This is a genomic window from Qipengyuania triglochinis, assembly GCF_054655615.1.
Map to the genome: position 1 here is coordinate 77585 of NZ_BAAHND010000001.1, position 17290 is coordinate 94874.

The window sequence follows — 17290 nt, forward strand, 5'->3', positions numbered from 1 at the left end:
TGGAGGACGGCGCTAGGAGCGATACGATGTCCGAACCCGCCGCTCCTACCGATATCGTCCCCGACACAGAACATCGCGGCCTGATCGCGCGCCTGCCGCAGCGGCCACGCGATCTGGCGCAACTGGCGCGGTTCGATCGGCCGATCGGCTGGTGGCTGCTTTTCTGGCCCTGCGTATGGGGTGTCTGGCTCGCAGGTGCAGGCTGGCAGTGGGCACTGCTCGGCTGGATGCTGCTGGGAAGCATAGCGATGCGCGGGGCCGGCTGTGTCTACAACGACATCGTCGATGCCAAGCTGGACCGACAAGTTGCGCGCACTGCCAGCCGCCCGGTCGCCAGCGGACGAGTGTCGAAGAAGCTGGCCTGGGGCTGGCTTCTCGCCCTGAGTTTCGTGGGGCTGGTGGTTTTGCTGCAACTGCGCATCGAGGCACAGATCGTGGCCTTGGCGAGCCTCGTGCTGGTGGCTGCCTATCCCTTCATGAAACGTATCACCTGGTGGCCACAGGCCTGGCTCGGCCTCGTTTTTACATGGGGGCTGCTGGTGGGCTGGACCGAGCTGCGGACCGACAATCTTGACGCGCTTGCCGCCATGTACGCGGGGGCCGCGCTGTGGGTGATCGGCTACGACACGATCTATGCTATGCAGGACCGCGAGGATGACGCCTTGGTGGGTATCCGTTCGTCCGCGCTGAGGCTTGGAGGGCAGGTGCAGGGCGGCGTTGCCTTGTTCTACGCTGGCGCGGTCGTCTTATGGGCGCTGGCCTTCTGGCTCTATCGCGCGGATTGGATTGCCCTGCTGGCGCTAGTTCCAGCAGCGGGTCATCTCGCCTGGCAGGTTGCGACGCTCGACGGTTCGGATGCAGGCAATCCGCTCGAAAGGTTCCGCTCCAATCGCTGGGCTGGCGCGCTGGTGGCAGCGGCGTGCTTCGTGGTGGGGAATGCCTGATGTGCAATCTCTACCGAATGACCAAGAACAAGAACGAGGTCGCCGCCTGGTTCAGCGCCGCGAACGAACTGGGCGGGGCGAACTTCGGTGACGAGGTTTTTCCGGGCTATCCCGGCGCAGTGGTGGCGAAAGGCAAGCTCACGCAAATGAATTGGGGCTTCCCCCTCGTGATGACGGGCAAGAGCGGCCAGACGCTGAAACCCAAGCCGGTCAACAATGCACGGACCGACAAGCTCGGCACCGCCTTCTGGCGCTCCAGCTTCGAGGATCGGCGCTGCCTGATCCCGGTAACGGCCTGGGCCGAGGCAGAAGGCGCGGCAGGCAGCAAGACCCGCACCTGGCTAACGCGTCCCAATGCGGAGCTGTTTGCGATCGCAGGCATCTGGCGCAATTCGGATGAGTGGGGGCCGTGCTATTCCATGGTGATGACCGACGCCTGCGGTGCTGCGGCAGAATGCCACACCCGCATGCCTGTCCTCCTGGCCGATACCGACCTCGCGCGATGGACCGGCGGTACACCTGATGAGGCCTTTACCCTGTGTCAGCCTTGGGAAGGCGATCTTGCACTCGACCGGACGCCGGAGCCATGGTCAGGCCGCGGACAGATGGGATTGCTTTGACATGCGAATAGCTTTGTTCGAACCCGAAATCGCCGGGAATGTCGGCGCAGTCATGCGGCTTGGTGCATGCATGGGCGCAGGCGTCGACCTGATCGAGCCGCTTGGCTTCCCTTGGGACGACAAGCGCGTGCGCCGTGCGGCCATGGATTATATCGACCACGTCGAAGTGGTCCGTCACTCATCCTTCGAAGCATTCCGCGAAGCCCGGCAGGGCAGCCGCCTCGTGCTCTTCACCACGCGCGCCACGCAATCGTCCTACGATTTCGAATATCGGGCGGATGACATATTGCTGTTCGGCAAGGAAAGCGCTGGGGTAACCGACGATGTGCGCGCATCGGTCGACGCGAGTGTGCGCCTCCCGATGCGGGGGCAGGTGCGTTCGCTCAACCTCGCGACGAGTGCGGCAATCGCCCTGACCGAGGCGTTGCGCCAGACCGGGACCCTTCCGGCTTAGCATCACGCTGAGGCTTCCCGGCGGGAGACACCGCAAACAGGGGACGGCGCAGGATCATCTCATTCATAGCTGATCACCTCGAATTCGATGCCGTCCCAGTCGAAGAAATAGAACCGCCTGCCCGGCTCGTAATCATCATGGCCGAATGGCTCGAGACCGTGTCGTTTGACGGTGGCTTCCGCGGCATCGAGATCGGAAACCGTGAAGGCCAGATGGTTGAGCGGGTTGCCCTTGGCGTATCCTCCCGACACGTGATCGCCGGTATACAAAGCGATATAATCGTGTTCCGCACCGACATGGACCGAGCGGCCGTATTTCATCGAAGGGCCGCGCCAGCGCTCTTTCCAGCCCAGCATTTCGATCAACAAAGCGGCGCTGCGTTCGGGATCGGTTACCGAGATATTGGCGTGTTCAAGGCGTCCGGTAGGCATTGTGCATCTCCTTTGTTTTGCGCCGTGCCCCTCCCGGTTGGAGAGGCTGCGGCGAAAGCGATGCACAACTCTATGCAACCTCAAGCTGACTTGAGGTCAAGCATGAATGTATCTATCAGCGTGATTGATGAAAGCGAACGACCTTCTGCCCATTGGCGATCTTGCCCGCCGCACCGGCCTCTCCGTGTCAGCGATCAGATATTACGAGGAGAAGGGGCTGGTCGAAGCGCTGCGCACGCGCGGCAACCAGCGCCGCTTTCTGCGGAGCGACATCCGGCGGTTAAGTTTTATCCTCATTGCCCAGCAACTTGGTCTGTCCCTCGACGAAATCGAGGAATCTCTGGCCGCGTTGCCGCAGGGGCGAACCCCCAATGCCGCCGACTGGAAAAACATCAGTGGCGAGATACGCCGCCGGATCGATGCGCGGATCGCTTCGCTCGAGAAGATGCGCGAGGATCTGGACGGTTGTATCGGCTGCGGCTGCCTGTCGCTGAAAAAATGCGCGCTCTACAATCCGCAAGACGAATGGGGAAAGACGGGCAGCGGGCCGCGGGTCTTGCGATAGGGCGGCCATGGCAGCATAGCGCCGTCCCCATGCACGATCGGAAGTGAATTGACGTCAGCTCTGAAATCCCGCCCGTTTCTCTGGTTCGTCCTGGCCCTGCCGGGGCTGTGGATCGTATGGCGCTGGGTCTTCAGGCCCGACGCTTATGGCTATGGTCATGCAATCGGCGATACGGGGGACTGGGCGGCGTGGCTGTTGCTGGTGACTTTGGCGGTGACGCCGGTTCGCCTGCTCTTCCGCCGGCAGAAATGGGCGCAGTGGCTGATGAAACGCCGCCGCGATCTGGGCGTGGCGAGCTTCGGCTATGCGCTGATGCATACCGTCATCTATCTCTGGAAGAAGGGCTCGGCAGAGCTTGTGCTGGCAGAACTGGACCAGACATTCATCGTGGTGGGCTGGCTGGCGTTCGCTCTGTTCCTGCCCCTGGCAATCACATCGAACGATGCTTCCATGCGGGCGCTGAAGCGGCGCTGGAAGACGCTGCACCGGCTGGTTTATCCGGCGGCGATACTCACCTTCCTGCACTGGGTATGGTCGGCTTTCGACCCGACCACGGCCTGGATCCACGTGGGCATCCTGGCCGCGATCGAGCTGATCCGGATTGGTATCCAGCTACGTCAGAGAGTGACGTAATTGCGGAAGCGGGCAACTTCCGCTTCGTCGACATACTTGCCGATTTCGCGATCGAATTCGTTCATGTCCTCGTAGGGGCGATATTCCATGAACTCGTGTTCCATCTTCTCGGTCATGCCGGGGATGAGCTTGATGTCGGCTTCGCTGGCGGTGTTGAGGTTGACCGGCACGAACAGCGTTTCACGAACTGTTGCAGCCTGTTCTTCGGTAAGGCTGCCCATCAGGACTTCGTTGAAAGCGCTGACATTGTCATAGGGCTGGCCGGCCACGATGGCGGCTGCCAGTTCGGGGGTTACGCCGTCCATTGCAGCAAGCTGCTCTTCAGTCGCCGTATTGGCGTCCATCACCGTGCCTTCAGTCGCAGTGTCGGCCACATCCGCTGCAGGAGCGTCTACCGTTGTGGTGTCGTCGGTCGCTTCTTCATTGGCGCCCGAGCAGGCGGCAAGGGCGAGGGCGGAACCCGCAAGGGCGGCGAAAGTCAGTTTACGCATAGTCATTCCTCTTATTGCGAAGGGCTCGCATTAGCAGGTTGAATGCGTATTGAAAGCGAAGTCTTTCCCTCTGGCCCGGCTTTTCAGAATTCGGGGCCGAGTTCGGGATCCAGATCGCGCGGGCGGGCGAAATGGACCAGCTTTCCGCATCCTTCGCGAAGCTGCGACCAATCATCGATATCGAGTTTGAATACGGCGAAACTGGCGGTGGGGAATTTCACCTTCGCTTCATCGAACAGGGCGTTTTCGTTCTTCGGCGCGACAAGTTCGAACACCATATCGCCGAGGCCCGGATTATGGCCTGCCACGAGCAGCGATCCGGCCTCTTCGGCGGTCTCGCCGATGACATCCATGATGGTTTCCGTGCTGGCGAGATAGAGACGATCATTCCATTCGGGCTCGGGTCCGATGGCGGCCTGCTCCAGCGTGGTCTTCACGCGCTGCGCCGGACTTGCGACCAACCTGTCCCACTTCACGCCGTGATCGCGGATATGCTGGCCGATCAGTTCCGCGCCCTTGCAGCCGCGCTGGTTCAGACCGCGGTCGAAATCGCGCTTGTCGCTCTGGCCCCAGTCGGACTTGGCGTGCCGCAGCAACCCGAGGATCTTCACGATTCTTCCTTTTCCGCTTGAGCCGGTTCGGCAGTAGAATCGCCTCCAACACCGTTCGCCACGCGCTGTAAAGCTTCCGCAAGCGTCAGGCGTATGACGGGTGTGCCTTCGGGAAAGGCCGACAATAGCCGGCTGGGGAAGGCAGGGGACAGAACGATGAAATGGCCCGAATCCTCGCGGCTGCGAATCAGGCGGCCGAACGCCTGTGCCAGCCGGGCGCGGATGATCCGGTCGTCGAAACGCTTGGCTCCGCCTTCTTCCTCTGCCGCCGCGGCACGGCGGGCGCGGTGCAGGATGGTGGGGCGGGGCCACGGTACGCTTTCCATGACAACGCAGCGCAGGCTGCGGCCGGGAACGTCGACCCCGTCCCGCAAGGCATCGGTTCCGAGCAGGCTGGCGCGCGCATCGTCGCGGAAAATGTCGGTCAGCGTGCCCGTGTCGATCGGATCGACATGCTGGGCATAGAGCGGCAGGCCTTCGCGGGCGAGACGGTCGGCGATACGGCCATAGACCGCCCGCATCCGGCGGATCGCTGTGAACAGGCCCAGAACGCCGCCATCGCATGCCTCGATAAGCCGGGCATAGGCACCTGCGAGCGCGGGAATGTCCCCCCGCTTGATATCGGTGACGATCAGCACTTCGGCACGGCCCGCATAGTCGAAAGGGCTGTCCGCTTGCGCGGTCCTGGGCTTGAGTTCGAGATGCGGCGCGCCGCTTTTGGTGATGGCATGGGGCCAGTCGGGCCCGGTCTCGTCACGGTCGGTCAGCGTAGCGCTGGTGAGCATCACGCCATGCGCTGGCTCCAGCACGACCTTGGCGAATGGCTTCATCGGGTCGAGCCAGTGGCGATAAAGCCCGATATCGAATTCGCGTGCGTCGTTGCGATCGACCGCCAGCCAGTCGACGAATTCCGGATCCGCCGGTCCGCCCAGCCGCGAAAGAAGCGCTTCCCATGCCGCGATCAGATCGATGCGCCAGCTGAGCGAATGCCGCGCACCTTCGATCCGCGCGCGGCCCTGACCGTCCAGCCAGTCGGGCGCATCTTCCAGCACGGCCTCCAGCCGCCCGGCCAGCTTGAGTAGCGGCGTGCGCAGCTGCGCCAGCGCCTGCGCGGCCGTGCCAGCCGCCTCGACCAGTTCACCGGGAAGCTGCGAGGTTTCGGTCTCGATGCCGTAGCCTGCCTCTTGCCCGCTCTCATCGCGTGCGTAGGTCGTGGCGCGGACCTGTGCGAGCAGCGCCTCCAGCGGCCCCGAGGGCGCGTTTTCCGCCAGCCGACCCAGCCAGCCGTCGGAGGGCAGGGCATCGGCAGCCTCCACCGCAGCTTCAACAGCCTCGCCGCCGGCTTCGTCATAGCTGGCCACATCGGCAAGCCGCGCCGCCAGACCGCGCCGCCGCCCACGCGAATTGCGCTCCGGCCCGATGATCCAGCGCCTCAGCTCGATCGCCTCCTGGCCGGTCAGCGCGGCGGAAAAGGTGCTGTCGGCCGCATCGAACACGTGGTGCCCTTCGTCGAAGACAATGCGGGTAGGACGGCTGGCAAGATCGCGCCCTCGCGCCGCATTGACCATCACCAGCGCATGGTTGGCGATGACCAGATCGGCCTGCGCCGCATTGCGTGCACTGCGCTCGATGAAGCACTTCCGGTAATGCGGGCACCCGGCATAAACGCATTCGCCGCGCTGGTCGGTGAGGGCGGCAATCCCGCGCTTGCGGAACAGCGTGCCGAGCCAGCCGGGCAAGTCCCCGCCGATCATGTCGCCATCCTGCGAATAGGCGGCCCAGCGCGCCACCAGATGCGCCAGGATCGCGGGCCGTCCGGAAAAGCCGCCTTGCAGCGCATCTTCCAGATTGAGCAGGCAGAGATAGTTCTCGCGCCCCTTGCGCACCACTACGGGCGGCGAGCCATCGGGGCGGGTGGCAGGCCAGGCCCGCGTGCTTTCGCGGCGGAGCTGCCGCTGGAGGTTCTTGGTAAAGGTGCTGACCCACACCGTCCCGCCCGACGCGCTCGCCCAGAGCGAAGCCGGGGCGAGATAGCCCAGCGTCTTGCCGATCCCTGTCCCCGCCTGCGCCAGCAAGACATGCGGGCGCTTCTGCCGGTCGCGCGGTGAAAAGACGTGTCCCGCCCCGCGCGCGAACAGCCGCTGGCCCTCGCGCCGTTCCGCGCCTTCGCCGGTCAGCCGTTCGAGATGCGCCTCGATCTCGGGTTCCTCGATCAGGACCTGCGAGGGCTGGGGGCGTTCGGGCGTTTCCTCCCATTCGGGCAGCCGGGTGAACAGCCACTTCTCCGCCCGCTCCGGCTTGCGGATATGCGGGGCGAGCACATTGGCCCACGGCCAGCGCAGCCGGGTAAGCGATTGCAGCGAAGACCAGGCCCCTTCGCGCTCGGCCCAGTCATCGCTTTCGCAAGTGGTAATCAGCGCCCCGGCGGCCTTCTGCAACAGCAGCGGCACGCCCGCGTCATCGTCCGGTTCGTCCAGCCCCAGCGCATGCGCCAGCCCCTTGGGCGTGGGGACGCAAAATCTCGCCGGATGGACGAAGGCGAACAGCTCCAGCAAATCCAGCCCCGAAAGGTCAGGATAACCCAGCCGGCTCGCCACCAAAGGCGCGTTCATCAGCAGCAGCGGCGTATCGGCCGCGGCCATCACCGCTTCGCCCTTGGAACAGCCGCGCGTCGCGCCATTGGCGTCGCGCAGCCAGGTTCCGGCATGGCTGGCGTGGAGGGAGGGTAGGGGAAGCGGCTGGCTCACGAAAGCGCGTTAGAACACAAACGGAACGGGGGGCAAGAGGCGCACGAGCGAAGTTTCTTTCGCACTTGCAGCATTAACGTCGATCCCATAGCCTTCGCCCATGCCTGACTGGATAAATACCCATCTCGCCTTCCTGCCATGGTGGGTCGCCGTCGGCCTCGTCGCAATCGTCACAATCGCTGCTGCGCTGCTCCTTCACGCCGCCGCCTTCGGCCTGCTGCGGCGCTTTGCCCGTTCGAGCGAGAGCCAGTCCGACAATATCGTGGTGCGCAGGCTGGCGCAGCCCAGCCGCTGGGCGCTGATCATGCTCGCGCTGGTGGCGGTATCCTCGATCTTTCCCGTGCTGAACGAGATCTGGGACCGGATCGGCGGCGTGGTCATGCCGCTGTTCGTGGGCTGGATGGTGCTCGCGATCCTGCATGCGCTGGTCGAGGTGGCGATCCTGCGCAACGACGATTCCATGGAGGACAACCGCCGCGCGCGGCGGCGGCGGACGAAACTCGCCCTGTTCAACCGTATCGCCACCTTCATCATCGTCTTCGTGGTGATCGGCCTGATGCTGCTCGCGATCCCGGGCGTGCGCGACATCGGCGTGACGCTGGTGGCATCGGCAGGCCTCGCCGGTCTCGCGGTTGGCGCAGCGGCCCAGCCAGCGCTCAAATCGCTGATCGCCGGGGTGCAGATGGCGCTGACCGAGCCGGTGATCGTGGGCGATGCCGTGATAATCGCGGGCGAATGGGGCTGGATCGAGGAAATCCGCACGACCTATGTCGTGGTCAAGGTGTGGGACGAACGGCGGCTGGTAGTGCCGACCTCCAAGTTCCTCGACGAGACCTTCCAGAACTGGACCAAGACCACGGCGCAGCTGATGGGCACGATCATGCTCTATGTCGATCCGGTCACCCGGCTCGATCCCATCCGCGCCAAATTCGAGGAGCTCGTCGAAAGCAATACGCGCTGGGATGGGCGGGTGAAGCACATGCAGGTGACCGAACTGACGCGCGACGCCATCGAGGTGCGGTTCCTCGTAACAGCCAAGGATTCCCCGACGCTCTATGACCTGCGCTGCGATATCCGCGAAGCGCTCATCCAGTGGCTGGCGGCGGAAATGCCCGAAGCCATCGTACGCAGTCGCCTGGCCCCGGTCGCCCCGCTGGATATTACCGGCTTTCCCTCAGGCGAAGCGCTGCAGCAGATGGCGCGGTAAGCGACTCCCCCTCCTCAGCGCTCGATCAGCCGCTCCAGCCATTCGCCCAAAAGCGCCCGTTCCGCCGGTGACAGCGCTTCCGCATTGTCGAGGTGCGCGCGCAGGGCGATGGCGTGAGACACCGGGCCGGATGCTTGCGAAGCTGCCGTCTCGTCCACGATCGCAGCAATCGCCGCGTCACGGCTCAGGGCGAGCATCTGCTCGTCCCGTCCCTCGGGCGGCAAGGCCAGAAAGGTGGTCACGATGCCGACTGCGGACGCATGGACGAGAGCGACAGCACGCTCTTCCGCGATGCGAAGCCGGCCAGCCTGCGCGATCTGCGCCACGCGGCGGCGCAGGGCGGCCATCCCGGCCAGCGACGCAGGCGACTGCGCCAAGGGCGAACCGATCTCGTTCATGATCGCGAATACCTCCGGATTCTCGAGCCCGAAGGCGACATAGCGGCTCCACCCCCGCCGCAGCTCCTCGACCGGATCGGGATGCGGCTGATCGGCTTCCTTTTCCGCCACGAACCGCGCCAGCCTGTCTTGCGCCACGGCGTCGAGCAGCCCGCGCTTATCGCCGAAGATGCGGTAGAGCGTGGGCGGCTGGATCGACGCTTTCGCCGCGACCGCGCGCGTCGTCAGCGCAGCGGTTCCACCGCTTGCGATCAGCTCGGCAGCAGCATCGAGCACGGCCCGCCTCGTATCGGTATCGGTGGCTTCGTCCATCGTCATGACCAATCATTATCGACGATACGGGAACAATGATAGCGCCGATTGCGTATAGCTGTTATCACTGATAACGCAGAAGCGATATCACTGGAAGGAATGCAGTCATGATCTTGGTCACAGGTGCCAACGGCCATCTTGGCCGCGCAATCGTCGAACATCTTTCGCAGCGCACAGCTCCGGCGCAGATTATCGCTGCTTCGCGCGATCTGGATTCGCTCTCGCGGCCCGATGGCGTCGCCGTGCGGCGCGCGGACTTCGCCGATCCGGCCAGTCTGCCCGGCGCTTTCGCCGGGATGGAGCGGATCGAGATCGTCTCGGTCGACAAGCTCGGAGAGGAGGCGCGCAGATTGCACCGCAATGCGATCGTCGCGGCCAGCGACGCAGGCGTCGAACGCATCTTCTACACCTCCCATGCCGGCGCTCGCGAAGGATCGCCCTTTCCGCCCGCCGACCAGCACGCCAGGAGCGAAGCGGACCTCGAGGCAAGCGGCACGCCGTTCACGGCTCTGCGGCATGGCTTCTATGCCGAGAGCTGCCTGCAGATGATCGGCGAGGATCTGAAGAGCAACGAATTGCGCGTGCCAGAGGATGGCCTGGTCTGCTGGACCGCCCGCGAAGACTTGGCACAGGCGGATGCGGCGCTCCTAGCGGGCGAGGCGATTTTCGACGGGGCGACTCCGCCGCTCACGGCGTCGCGCGCATGGACGATGGCCGATATTGCCGAGCTTGCCTCGCAGATCACCGGCCGCGAGGTTCGCCATACCATCGTATCGGACGCGGAATGGAAAGCGGCGAAGGTCGATGCCGGCGTGCCCGAACACTACGCCGAAATGCTGCTGGGCACCTTCCGCGCCTCTCGCCGGGGTGACTTCAGCACGGTGGACCCGGCGCTTGAAACCCTCCTTGGCCGCAAACCTACACCGCTGCGCGACGTGCTCGCGGCCGCGCTGGCTCCGGCCCCCCAAACCAATCACGCATAAAGGAATTGCCAATGCTTACGACAGAGAACGCCATCGCCAATTCGGGCACCTTCGCATTGGGCCACCGCACCATCCACCGGATGGGCTACGGCGCGATGCAGCTTGCCGGACCGCATGTTTTCGGCCCGCCGAAGGACCGCGAGGGCGCGATTGCCGTGCTACGCGAAGCACTCGCGCTCGGCATCGACCATATCGACACGAGCGACTTCTACGGCCCGCACCACACCAACCGCGTGATCCGCGAAGCGCTCGCCCCTTTTCCCGAAGGGCTGACGATCGTGACCAAGCTCGGCGCGCGCCGCGATGACGAAGGCGCCTGGCTCCCGGCGATGGAGTCGCAGGAACTGATTGATGCGGTCGAAAGCAATTGCGACAATCTCGGGATCGAGCGGATCGAGATTGCAAACCTGCGGCTGATGTTCGGCAAAGGCGACGCGGGGCCCACTCCCGGCGATGTGAGGCCGATGCTCGAATCCCTCATCGCGCTGAAGGATCGTGGCCGGATCGGCGCGCTGGGGATTAGCAACGCTTTGCCCGAACAGGTCGACGCGGCGCGATCCATGACCGAGATCGTCTGCGTGCAGAACATGTACAATCTCGCCAATCGCGGCGACGACGATCTGATCGATCACCTTGCGCAGGAAGGCATTGCCTATGTCCCGTTCTTCCCGCTCGGCGGCTTCGATCCCCTGCAGTCGGACACACTGGAAAGTGTGGCAAAAGACCTCGACGCAACACCAATGCAGGTCGCGCTCGCCTGGCTGCTGCAGCGCTCGCCCAATATCCTGCTGATCCCCGGCACGAGCTCGGTCGACCACCTGCGCCAGAACGTCGCGGCAGCCAATCTGCATCTTCCTGAGGAAGCTGTGGCCACGCTGGACGGAATAGGGAAGTAGCCGCCTGCTTTCCGCCTAAAGTCGGCTTCCGGGTTCCGCTAAGCGCTTCTGTGAGACACTGGGATTCTCGCACAAAGCGGCCCGGACGCCGATGTTCGAAAGGATGCGGCGTGCTGGCTCCCGTACGGCCATGACCCGCACCTATCCACTTTCCTACACGCACAGCGCCGACTAGCCACGAGCGCATGAATCGGCCCGCATCCCATTCTTCCATCACCGCTTCAGGGAGCTTCTCAACCGCCCCCGATTTTCCCCTCTGGACCGTGCTCCATGTGCTCCATCCTGTAGGACTTGCCGAGGGGCAATCCAACATTTGGCACTTGCAACCACAGCGGTCAGCGGCAAGAGGGTGCGCATGAGCATGACCGACCTTATCGAAGCCGCCCGCGTGTCCAAGGCCTGGCCGTTCCAGGAGGCACAGCGGCTGCTCAAACGCTATCCCAGCGGGGCCAAGCCCGATGGATCGCCGGTCGTGTTCGAGACGGGTTATGGCCCCAGCGGCCTGCCGCATATCGGCACGTTCCAGGAAGTGCTGCGCACCACGCTCGTCCGCCGCGCGTTCGAGGCGATGATCGGGGCAAAGCCCGAAGACGGTAAGACGCGCCTGATCGCCTTCAGCGATGATATGGATGGCCTGCGCAAGGTGCCCGACAATGTGCCCAACCAAGCGCTGTTGCAGGAGAACCTGCACCTGCCGCTCTCGCGCGTGCCCAATCCGTTCGAGACCGATTACGACAGCTTCGCCGCGCACAACAATGCGCAGTTGCGGACCTTTCTCGACCAGTTCGGCTTCCAGTACGAGTTCATCGCGGCGAGCGACCGGTACAATTCCGGCGCTTTCGACGATGCGCTGCGTCAGGTGCTGCGCACCAACGACGCCATCCTCGACATCATGCTGCCGACGCTGCGCGAGGAACGCCGCCAGACATACTCACCGGTCCTTCCGGTCAGCCCGAAGACGGGCCGGGTGTTGCAGGTGCCGGTGGAAGTCGTCGACGCCGAAGCGGGTACGATCCGCTTTACCGACGAAGACGGCACGGTAGTCGAACAGTCGGCGCTGGGGGGCATGTCCAAGCTGCAATGGAAGGTCGACTGGGCGATGCGCTGGTATGCGCTGGGCGTCGATTACGAGATGTACGGCAAGGATCTGACCGACAGCGGCGTGCAGTCGGGAAAGATCGTGCAGGCGCTGGGCGGGCGCAAGCCCGAAGGGCTGATCTACGAGCTGTTCCTCGACGAGAGGGGCGAGAAGATCTCCAAGTCCAAGGGCAATGGCCTGACCATCGAGCAATGGCTCGACTACGGCAGCGAAGAGAGCCTGGGCTTCTACATCTTCCCCAATCCCAAGAGCGCCAAGCAGCTCCACGTCGGCGTCATCCCGCGCGCGGTGGACGATTACTGGCAGTTCCGCGAACGGCTGGCCGAACAACCGCTCGACAAGCAGCTGGGCAATCCCGTGTGGCACCTTGCGCGCGCCAATGGCGGATTCGATGGGGCGGAAGCGCCCGGGGCGGGCGACAGCCTGCCGGTGACCTATGGCCTGCTGCTGAACCTTGCCAGCGTGCTGGGCGCGGAAGCGAGCGAGGAATCGCTGCGGGACTATCTCGAAAGCTACATCGGCGCTGGCCGGATCACCCCCGAACTGGACGTGCTGATCGGCACCGCAGTCGCCTATACGCGCGACTACATCGTGCCGACGCTGTCCAAGCGTGCGCCGACCGCGAATGAGGCCGAGGCGCTGAAGGCGCTCGACGCCTATCTCGCCGATGCTCCGGCCGACACCAGTGCGGAGGATCTGCAGACGCAGGTCTATGAAATCGGCAAGCGCGAGGAATACGGTTTCGAGAACCTGCGGGACTGGTTCAAGGCGCTGTACCAGACGCTGCTCGGCAGCGATCAGGGGCCGCGCATGGGCAGCTTCATCGCGCTCTACGGGATCGAGAACAGCCGCAAGCTCATCGCCGAGGCGCTGGCGAAGGGCTGACGCCCGCCAGCACCTTGTTCATGGGCCCTATTTGTGGGCGCGCGTGCGGTACCACTTGGTGAGCACGTATTTCGAACCCTCGATCACCGGCGTGCCGGCATGCATGGTATCGAGGTTCGGTTCGCCTTCGGGCGTGGCGTTGTTCCAGATCAGGAGCACGCCGGGCTTCGGCTCGATCGAGGCGCCGACATGGGTGAAATGCGTGTGACCGCCCTGCGGCACCTTGTTGAGGAAGGCCATCGCCGTCCAACACCGCTGGCCGCCACGCTTGCGCTCTTCCTTCCAGTATTCCTGGTCGGTGTAGAACCAGTCGTTATGCGGCTTGAACTCCTGACCCGGAAGATAGCGCTGGCCTTGGATCGCCTCGCCATTGACGGCCGGCAGGCCTAGCAGATCGTCGATCCGGCGCGACACGCCTTTGACGAAGGGATCGTTGGGATGGAAGTTGCCCGAATAGGAAGTGCGGAACTTCTCGATATAGGCGGTTTCGTGAAGCTCGCTGGGCCGCGCAACAACGTCGATCATGGTGATGAAGCGGCGGCATTCCTCGGGGCTGAGGAAATTGGCGACGGCGAAAATCTCGGCCTTGTCGGTCGGCACCTTGTAGATGTCCGGATCGCTTTCGAGGCGCTGGCGGACCTTGGCACCTAGGCGCTTGAGGGCATCCTGGTCGGGAATCGTGCTTGTCTTCGTCATGACCGAAATTCTTAGCGGCAGCGCGCCTCACATCAACCCATCGCTTGCGAGCGAAAGAGACTGCGCTACTGTCCACCGACAAAGTTGGGAAAGGAATCTACAGATGGACAATGTCACTTCCGCGCGCCGGTATTCGATCGGGGCGATGATCTTCCACTGGGTCATCGCGGTGGCGGTCATCGTGAATTGGCGGCTCGCGGAAAATGCGCATCACGCGCAATCACCTGCGGATCGTTCAGCCATCTTCGCCGATCACAAGGCGCTGGGAATCCTGATCCTTGCCCTGACAATTGGCCGTCTGCTGTGGCGCTGGACGCACCCCGTGCCGCCTCTCCCGTCAGATCTCGCGAAGTGGGAAAAGACCCTGGCGCGCATAGTGCACGTGGTTTTCTATGTCCTTCTCATTGCCCTTCCTCTGGGCGGCTGGATCGCTAACTCGCTCGCCGGGCGCGAGATCGACATGTTCGGCCTGTTCACCATCCCGGCGCTTCCCGTGGGCGGCAATCCCGAAGCGGCGAAATCGATCTTCAGCATTCATGCCACCGGGGGCAGCATTTTCATCTACCTGATCGCGCTCCACATTCTCGGCGCGCTCAAGCATACGTTCTTCGACAAGAATGGAGGTATCTTTCGTATGTTGCCATTCGGAAAGGTCTGACCGGAGTAAAGAAGACCCCGCCGATCGCTCGACGGGGTCTTCGAAGTTTTCTTGCCGGACTGATTACCAGAAGAAGTCGTAGATCACATCGACCACTTCGCCGCTGTAGACATCGACCAGCAGCACATCGTCGTAATACCGCACCCAGCGATAGGGTCCGTAGACTTCGGGCAGGCGATAGCGCCAGGGATCATTAACCCAATAGCGATTGCCGAAGAACTGGCTACCCAGACGGAAACCGATATTCAGTCGGCGATAGCGGTAATCGCGATAGGGGGCGTAATATCGGCCCAGGCGGTAGAGGCTCCGGTTCTGGGCACGGTGATGGCTCCAGTTGTAGCGATTGTTCTGCCGCCACCTGCGCTGGTCCCACCGGTCGTAATCGCGCCAGCGGCTGCCGTCATAATATCGGGAGCGGTGGTCGTCGCGGCGGGCTTCGCGATAACCCTGGCGATATGCGTCCCGACGGTCCCGGCGATCTTCGCGGGAATCCTGTCGCCTGTCGCGGTAGCTTCGGTTGCGATGACCAGTATAGGTCTGGTTTCGATCACCGCCATAGCTCCGGTCGCGGCGGTTATCCTCACCGCGATTGTTGCGCTGGCCCCACTGCCTGGTCCGTTCGGCGCCGCGCTGGCTTTGCTCTTCGCGAGCACGCTGAGCGGCCTCGCGCACGGCATTGTCCCTAACGGACCGAAAATCGCCTCTTGTGTTCTCGTCACCGCGCGAACCGCGTTCCTGCCGACGCTGGTCTCTCCGTTCACCGCGCCGTTCTTGCCTGCGCTCCCCCCGGTCCTGGTTTCGGTCGGCGCGATCGCGCTGGCTATATTGGCTAGATGCCGCCTCGGCAGCCGCCGCAGGAGATGGCAGTGCCGTGAAGGCAAGGGTGATGGCCAGCGCGCCGATCGCGCCACCGCTCATTAGTCTGATCAATGTCATGGAGCCTATCCTCATTTTTCGAGAGCCGCTCCACACCTGCGGCCGTTTTCGATTGGCCCTATGTATCAGCTGAGGCTGACTTCATTCTGAACCATGCCAGATGGCTTCTGTTCAGGGAAAGGTGAAAAATAATGAATAAGGACCGCATGTTCCGATCGGACGTTAGCTGTCCATGCCACTGACACTCGATAACGTTCGCCGAGATATTGAAGACCGCCTTCAGGACGCCGCGAGCAATCGCCGTTCACCGATGCACACGCCCGTGGTCGCTACCGCAGATGCGGATGCGCGAATTATGGTTCTTCGAGAGTTCGACCGGGAGGAGTGGACCCTGAGGTTTCACACTGATTCCCGTTCGCCCAAGATAGAGGTCATCGATAAGGACGCAGCGGTGGCCGTGCTGTTCTACGACAGGGAAGAAAAGGTCCAGATCCGATGCCGGGGGCGGGCTCGCATCGAAAGTGATACTCCGCTCGCTACTTCGGCGTGGGAAGCCAGCGACACTTACGCGCGCCGTTGTTATCTGGGCGCACCTCCGGGGGAAAAGCGGGACCATCCCTCAAGCGGTTTGCCCGAGGATGTCGAGGGCAAGCGCCCGACCGAAGAGGAACTGGCGCCCGCGCGCACGAATTTTGCGGTCCTTATCGTGACGATTGAGAGCGCCGACTGGTACTGGCTGTCGAACGATGGGCATAAACGAGCGATCTTTACCAATAATAAGGGTAGCTGGGTTACTCCCTGATCAAGCCTATTCGCCGCTCCTGAAGAATGAGCGGAATTGGTAGCGCTATCCAAATAGGGAGAGAGAAGCGAGATGAGAGCCGGCGACCGCATTCTTATGCTGTTCGACAATACCAACCGTGACTATGTTTCGCGCCTGCACTCGGGAGCAAGCCGGCAGGCTGGCACGATGGGCGTGAAGATCCAGATGGAAAACCTTCACAACACGGGCCGCGAAGCTCGTGAGGCGATTTCCGAGGAAGGCATCGGCGGGGTAATTCTTACCGCCCCTCTGTCCGATGATCGCCATCTGATGTTGCAGATCGAAAAGCTTGGCATTCCGTTCGCACGCATCGCGCCTATGCTCGATCCGGGACGCGGCATTACCATCGTTATGGATGAATATGAGGCAGTGCTCACTGTCACGCGTCTGTTGTTGGAGGCAGGCCATCGCAAGGTCGGCATCATTCGCGGCCCGCGCTCGCACCTGTCCAGTATGCGGCGCTACAATGGCTTCACCGCCGCTCTCGGGTCGAAGGGGGCAAAGCTCGATCCTTCGCTCGTCGTCGAGGGCGATTACACGCGTGAATCGGGTATGGAAGTGGGTGCCAAGCTGCTCGCGGCCGAACCGACTGCCGTTTTCGCCAGCAATGACGCGATGGCTGCCGGCTTCGTCGATGCAGCGCGGCGGGCGGGGAAGTCCGTGCCGCAATCGCTGTCCATCGTCGGGTTCGACGACGATCCGATCGCCAAGTCGATGAACCCGCCGCTGACGTCTGTGCGCCAGCCATTGGAAGAGATGGGAGCGAAGTCTTGCGAATTGCTGGCCAAATGCATCGCCGGCAAGGGGGATGCGAAGGGCCACGCCGAAATTCCCTTCGAGCTGGCCGAGCGCAGCTCAGTTGCTCCGCCTCCGGCCTGATCGATCTAACCTGACCCACACAAAAAGGGCGGCTGAAGGGATATCCCCTCAGCCGCCCTTCTTCGTAATTCCGCCTTGAAGC

19 protein-coding genes are annotated in these 17290 nt (G+C 63.2%); 12 read left to right on the forward strand and 7 right to left on the reverse strand.

Features of this window, described 5'->3' with window-relative positions; all coding sequences use genetic code 11:
• Positions 1 to 26: 26 nt before the first annotated feature.
• Genes ubiA through ACYQ0G_RS00415 form a run of 3 tightly spaced genes read left to right on the forward strand, consistent with a single transcriptional unit; the run spans position 27 to position 2018 of the window.
• Positions 27 to 944, forward strand: a complete 918-nt coding sequence (ubiA, locus tag ACYQ0G_RS00405) for a 4-hydroxybenzoate octaprenyltransferase (RefSeq protein WP_460098187.1) — start codon at positions 27 to 29, stop codon at positions 942 to 944.
• A complete protein-coding gene (locus tag ACYQ0G_RS00410) occupies positions 944 to 1564 on the forward strand; it encodes an SOS response-associated peptidase family protein (protein ID WP_460098188.1) in 621 nt (206 codons plus the stop codon). The genes ubiA and ACYQ0G_RS00410 overlap by 1 nt, the downstream gene beginning before the upstream one ends.
• Before the next feature lies 1 nt (position 1565).
• Positions 1566 to 2018 carry a tRNA (cytidine(34)-2'-O)-methyltransferase gene (locus ACYQ0G_RS00415; protein WP_460098189.1) on the forward strand — a complete coding sequence of 151 codons (453 nt, stop codon included), beginning with the start codon at positions 1566 to 1568 and terminating at the stop codon, positions 2016 to 2018.
• A gap of 59 nt (positions 2019 to 2077) precedes the next feature.
• Here ACYQ0G_RS00415 and ACYQ0G_RS00420 read toward each other — a convergent pair whose 3' ends face one another.
• On the reverse strand, positions 2078 to 2449 hold the full coding sequence (locus tag ACYQ0G_RS00420; RefSeq protein WP_460098191.1) for a VOC family protein: 372 nt from the start codon (positions 2447 to 2449) through the stop codon (positions 2078 to 2080).
• Positions 2450 to 2576: 127 nt separating this feature from the next.
• Between ACYQ0G_RS00420 and soxR the strand changes: the two genes are divergently transcribed.
• The gene (gene soxR / locus ACYQ0G_RS00425; RefSeq protein ID WP_460098193.1) at positions 2577 to 3014 is read left to right on the forward strand and encodes a redox-sensitive transcriptional activator SoxR; all 438 of its coding nucleotides are present in this window, start codon (positions 2577 to 2579) and stop codon (positions 3012 to 3014) included.
• A 48-nt stretch (positions 3015 to 3062) separates the two neighbouring features.
• Positions 3063 to 3647: a protein-methionine-sulfoxide reductase heme-binding subunit MsrQ gene (locus ACYQ0G_RS00430; protein WP_460098195.1), complete on the forward strand. Its 585-nt coding sequence runs from the start codon at positions 3063 to 3065 to the stop codon at positions 3645 to 3647.
• Here the strand turns inward: ACYQ0G_RS00430 and ACYQ0G_RS00435 are convergent.
• The 3 genes from ACYQ0G_RS00435 to ACYQ0G_RS00445 form a co-directional block, all read right to left on the reverse strand.
• Positions 3632 to 4138, reverse strand: coding sequence for a ComEA family DNA-binding protein (locus ACYQ0G_RS00435; protein WP_460098197.1), 507 nt, complete (start codon positions 4136 to 4138; stop codon positions 3632 to 3634). The two genes, ACYQ0G_RS00430 and ACYQ0G_RS00435, sit on opposite strands and share 16 nt — an antisense overlap.
• A gap of 83 nt (positions 4139 to 4221) precedes the next feature.
• Complete coding sequence (locus ACYQ0G_RS00440; RefSeq protein WP_460098198.1) at positions 4222 to 4749, reverse strand: SixA phosphatase family protein; 528 nt, start codon at positions 4747 to 4749, stop codon at positions 4222 to 4224.
• A complete protein-coding gene (locus ACYQ0G_RS00445) occupies positions 4746 to 7496 on the reverse strand; it encodes an ATP-dependent DNA helicase (protein ID WP_460098199.1) in 2751 nt (916 codons plus the stop codon). The genes ACYQ0G_RS00440 and ACYQ0G_RS00445 overlap by 4 nt, the downstream gene beginning before the upstream one ends.
• A gap of 100 nt (positions 7497 to 7596) precedes the next feature.
• Here ACYQ0G_RS00445 and ACYQ0G_RS00450 point away from each other — a divergent pair, with 100 nt between their 5' ends.
• Positions 7597 to 8703 carry a mechanosensitive ion channel family protein gene (locus tag ACYQ0G_RS00450; protein ID WP_460098201.1) on the forward strand — a complete coding sequence of 369 codons (1107 nt, stop codon included), beginning with the start codon at positions 7597 to 7599 and terminating at the stop codon, positions 8701 to 8703.
• A gap of 14 nt (positions 8704 to 8717) precedes the next feature.
• Here the strand turns inward: ACYQ0G_RS00450 and ACYQ0G_RS00455 are convergent, their stop codons facing one another.
• On the reverse strand, positions 8718 to 9419 hold the full coding sequence (locus tag ACYQ0G_RS00455) for a TetR/AcrR family transcriptional regulator (protein WP_460098202.1): 702 nt from the start codon (positions 9417 to 9419) through the stop codon (positions 8718 to 8720).
• Between the two features lie 101 nt (positions 9420 to 9520).
• Between ACYQ0G_RS00455 and ACYQ0G_RS00460 the strand changes: the two genes are divergently transcribed.
• The 3 genes from ACYQ0G_RS00460 to ACYQ0G_RS00470 all read left to right on the forward strand — a co-directional run bounded on the left by ACYQ0G_RS00460 (position 9521) and on the right by ACYQ0G_RS00470 (position 13276).
• Complete coding sequence (locus ACYQ0G_RS00460) at positions 9521 to 10396, forward strand: NmrA family NAD(P)-binding protein (protein WP_460098203.1); 876 nt, start codon at positions 9521 to 9523, stop codon at positions 10394 to 10396.
• An 11-nt stretch (positions 10397 to 10407) separates the two neighbouring features.
• Positions 10408 to 11292, forward strand: coding sequence for an oxidoreductase (locus ACYQ0G_RS00465; protein ID WP_460098205.1), 885 nt, complete (start codon positions 10408 to 10410; stop codon positions 11290 to 11292).
• 355 nt (positions 11293 to 11647) lie between these two features.
• Entirely contained in the window at positions 11648 to 13276 is a 1629-nt protein-coding gene (locus ACYQ0G_RS00470) for a lysine--tRNA ligase (RefSeq protein ID WP_460098207.1), read from the forward strand.
• Positions 13277 to 13303: 27 nt separating this feature from the next.
• On the opposite strand, the gene ACYQ0G_RS00475 is transcribed toward ACYQ0G_RS00470, so the two are convergent.
• Entirely contained in the window at positions 13304 to 13972 is a 669-nt protein-coding gene (locus ACYQ0G_RS00475; RefSeq protein ID WP_460098208.1) for a prolyl hydroxylase family protein, read from the reverse strand.
• A gap of 103 nt (positions 13973 to 14075) precedes the next feature.
• Between ACYQ0G_RS00475 and ACYQ0G_RS00480 the strand changes: the two genes are divergently transcribed.
• The gene (locus ACYQ0G_RS00480; RefSeq protein ID WP_460098210.1) at positions 14076 to 14630 is read left to right on the forward strand and encodes a cytochrome b; all 555 of its coding nucleotides are present in this window, start codon (positions 14076 to 14078) and stop codon (positions 14628 to 14630) included.
• A 63-nt stretch (positions 14631 to 14693) separates the two neighbouring features.
• On the opposite strand, the gene ACYQ0G_RS00485 is transcribed toward ACYQ0G_RS00480, so the two are convergent.
• A complete protein-coding gene (locus ACYQ0G_RS00485) occupies positions 14694 to 15566 on the reverse strand; it encodes an RcnB family protein (protein ID WP_460098212.1) in 873 nt (290 codons plus the stop codon).
• 172 nt (positions 15567 to 15738) lie between these two features.
• Between ACYQ0G_RS00485 and ACYQ0G_RS00490 the strand changes: the two genes are divergently transcribed.
• The gene (locus tag ACYQ0G_RS00490) at positions 15739 to 16308 is read left to right on the forward strand and encodes a pyridoxamine 5'-phosphate oxidase family protein (RefSeq protein ID WP_460098213.1); all 570 of its coding nucleotides are present in this window, start codon (positions 15739 to 15741) and stop codon (positions 16306 to 16308) included.
• A gap of 72 nt (positions 16309 to 16380) precedes the next feature.
• Positions 16381 to 17208: a substrate-binding domain-containing protein gene (locus tag ACYQ0G_RS00495; RefSeq protein ID WP_460098215.1), complete on the forward strand. Its 828-nt coding sequence runs from the start codon at positions 16381 to 16383 to the stop codon at positions 17206 to 17208.
• Positions 17209 to 17290 lie beyond the last annotated feature (82 nt).

Excerpts from the sequence above, each read along its gene's own strand:
- ubiA (WP_460098187.1), top strand. The coding sequence starts at position 27 with ATGTCCGAACCCGCCGCTCCTACCGATATCGTCCCCGACACAGAACAT.
- ACYQ0G_RS00410 (WP_460098188.1), top strand. The coding sequence starts at position 944 with ATGTGCAATCTCTACCGAATGACCAAGAACAAGAACGAGGTCGCCGCC.
- ACYQ0G_RS00415 (WP_460098189.1), top strand. The coding sequence starts at position 1,566 with ATGCGAATAGCTTTGTTCGAACCCGAAATCGCCGGGAATGTCGGCGCA.
- ACYQ0G_RS00420 (WP_460098191.1), bottom strand. The coding sequence starts at position 2,449 with ATGCCTACCGGACGCCTTGAACACGCCAATATCTCGGTAACCGATCCC.
- soxR (WP_460098193.1), top strand. The coding sequence starts at position 2,577 with ATGAAAGCGAACGACCTTCTGCCCATTGGCGATCTTGCCCGCCGCACC.
- ACYQ0G_RS00435 (WP_460098197.1), bottom strand. The coding sequence starts at position 4,138 with ATGCGTAAACTGACTTTCGCCGCCCTTGCGGGTTCCGCCCTCGCCCTT.
- ACYQ0G_RS00450 (WP_460098201.1), top strand. The coding sequence starts at position 7,597 with ATGCCTGACTGGATAAATACCCATCTCGCCTTCCTGCCATGGTGGGTC.
- ACYQ0G_RS00455 (WP_460098202.1), bottom strand. The coding sequence starts at position 9,419 with ATGACGATGGACGAAGCCACCGATACCGATACGAGGCGGGCCGTGCTC.
- ACYQ0G_RS00460 (WP_460098203.1), top strand. The coding sequence starts at position 9,521 with ATGATCTTGGTCACAGGTGCCAACGGCCATCTTGGCCGCGCAATCGTC.
- ACYQ0G_RS00465 (WP_460098205.1), top strand. The coding sequence starts at position 10,408 with ATGCTTACGACAGAGAACGCCATCGCCAATTCGGGCACCTTCGCATTG.
- ACYQ0G_RS00470 (WP_460098207.1), top strand. The coding sequence starts at position 11,648 with ATGAGCATGACCGACCTTATCGAAGCCGCCCGCGTGTCCAAGGCCTGG.
- ACYQ0G_RS00475 (WP_460098208.1), bottom strand. The coding sequence starts at position 13,972 with ATGACGAAGACAAGCACGATTCCCGACCAGGATGCCCTCAAGCGCCTA.
- ACYQ0G_RS00480 (WP_460098210.1), top strand. The coding sequence starts at position 14,076 with ATGGACAATGTCACTTCCGCGCGCCGGTATTCGATCGGGGCGATGATC.
- ACYQ0G_RS00485 (WP_460098212.1), bottom strand. The coding sequence starts at position 15,566 with ATGACATTGATCAGACTAATGAGCGGTGGCGCGATCGGCGCGCTGGCC.
- ACYQ0G_RS00490 (WP_460098213.1), top strand. The coding sequence starts at position 15,739 with ATGCCACTGACACTCGATAACGTTCGCCGAGATATTGAAGACCGCCTT.
- ACYQ0G_RS00495 (WP_460098215.1), top strand. The coding sequence starts at position 16,381 with ATGAGAGCCGGCGACCGCATTCTTATGCTGTTCGACAATACCAACCGT.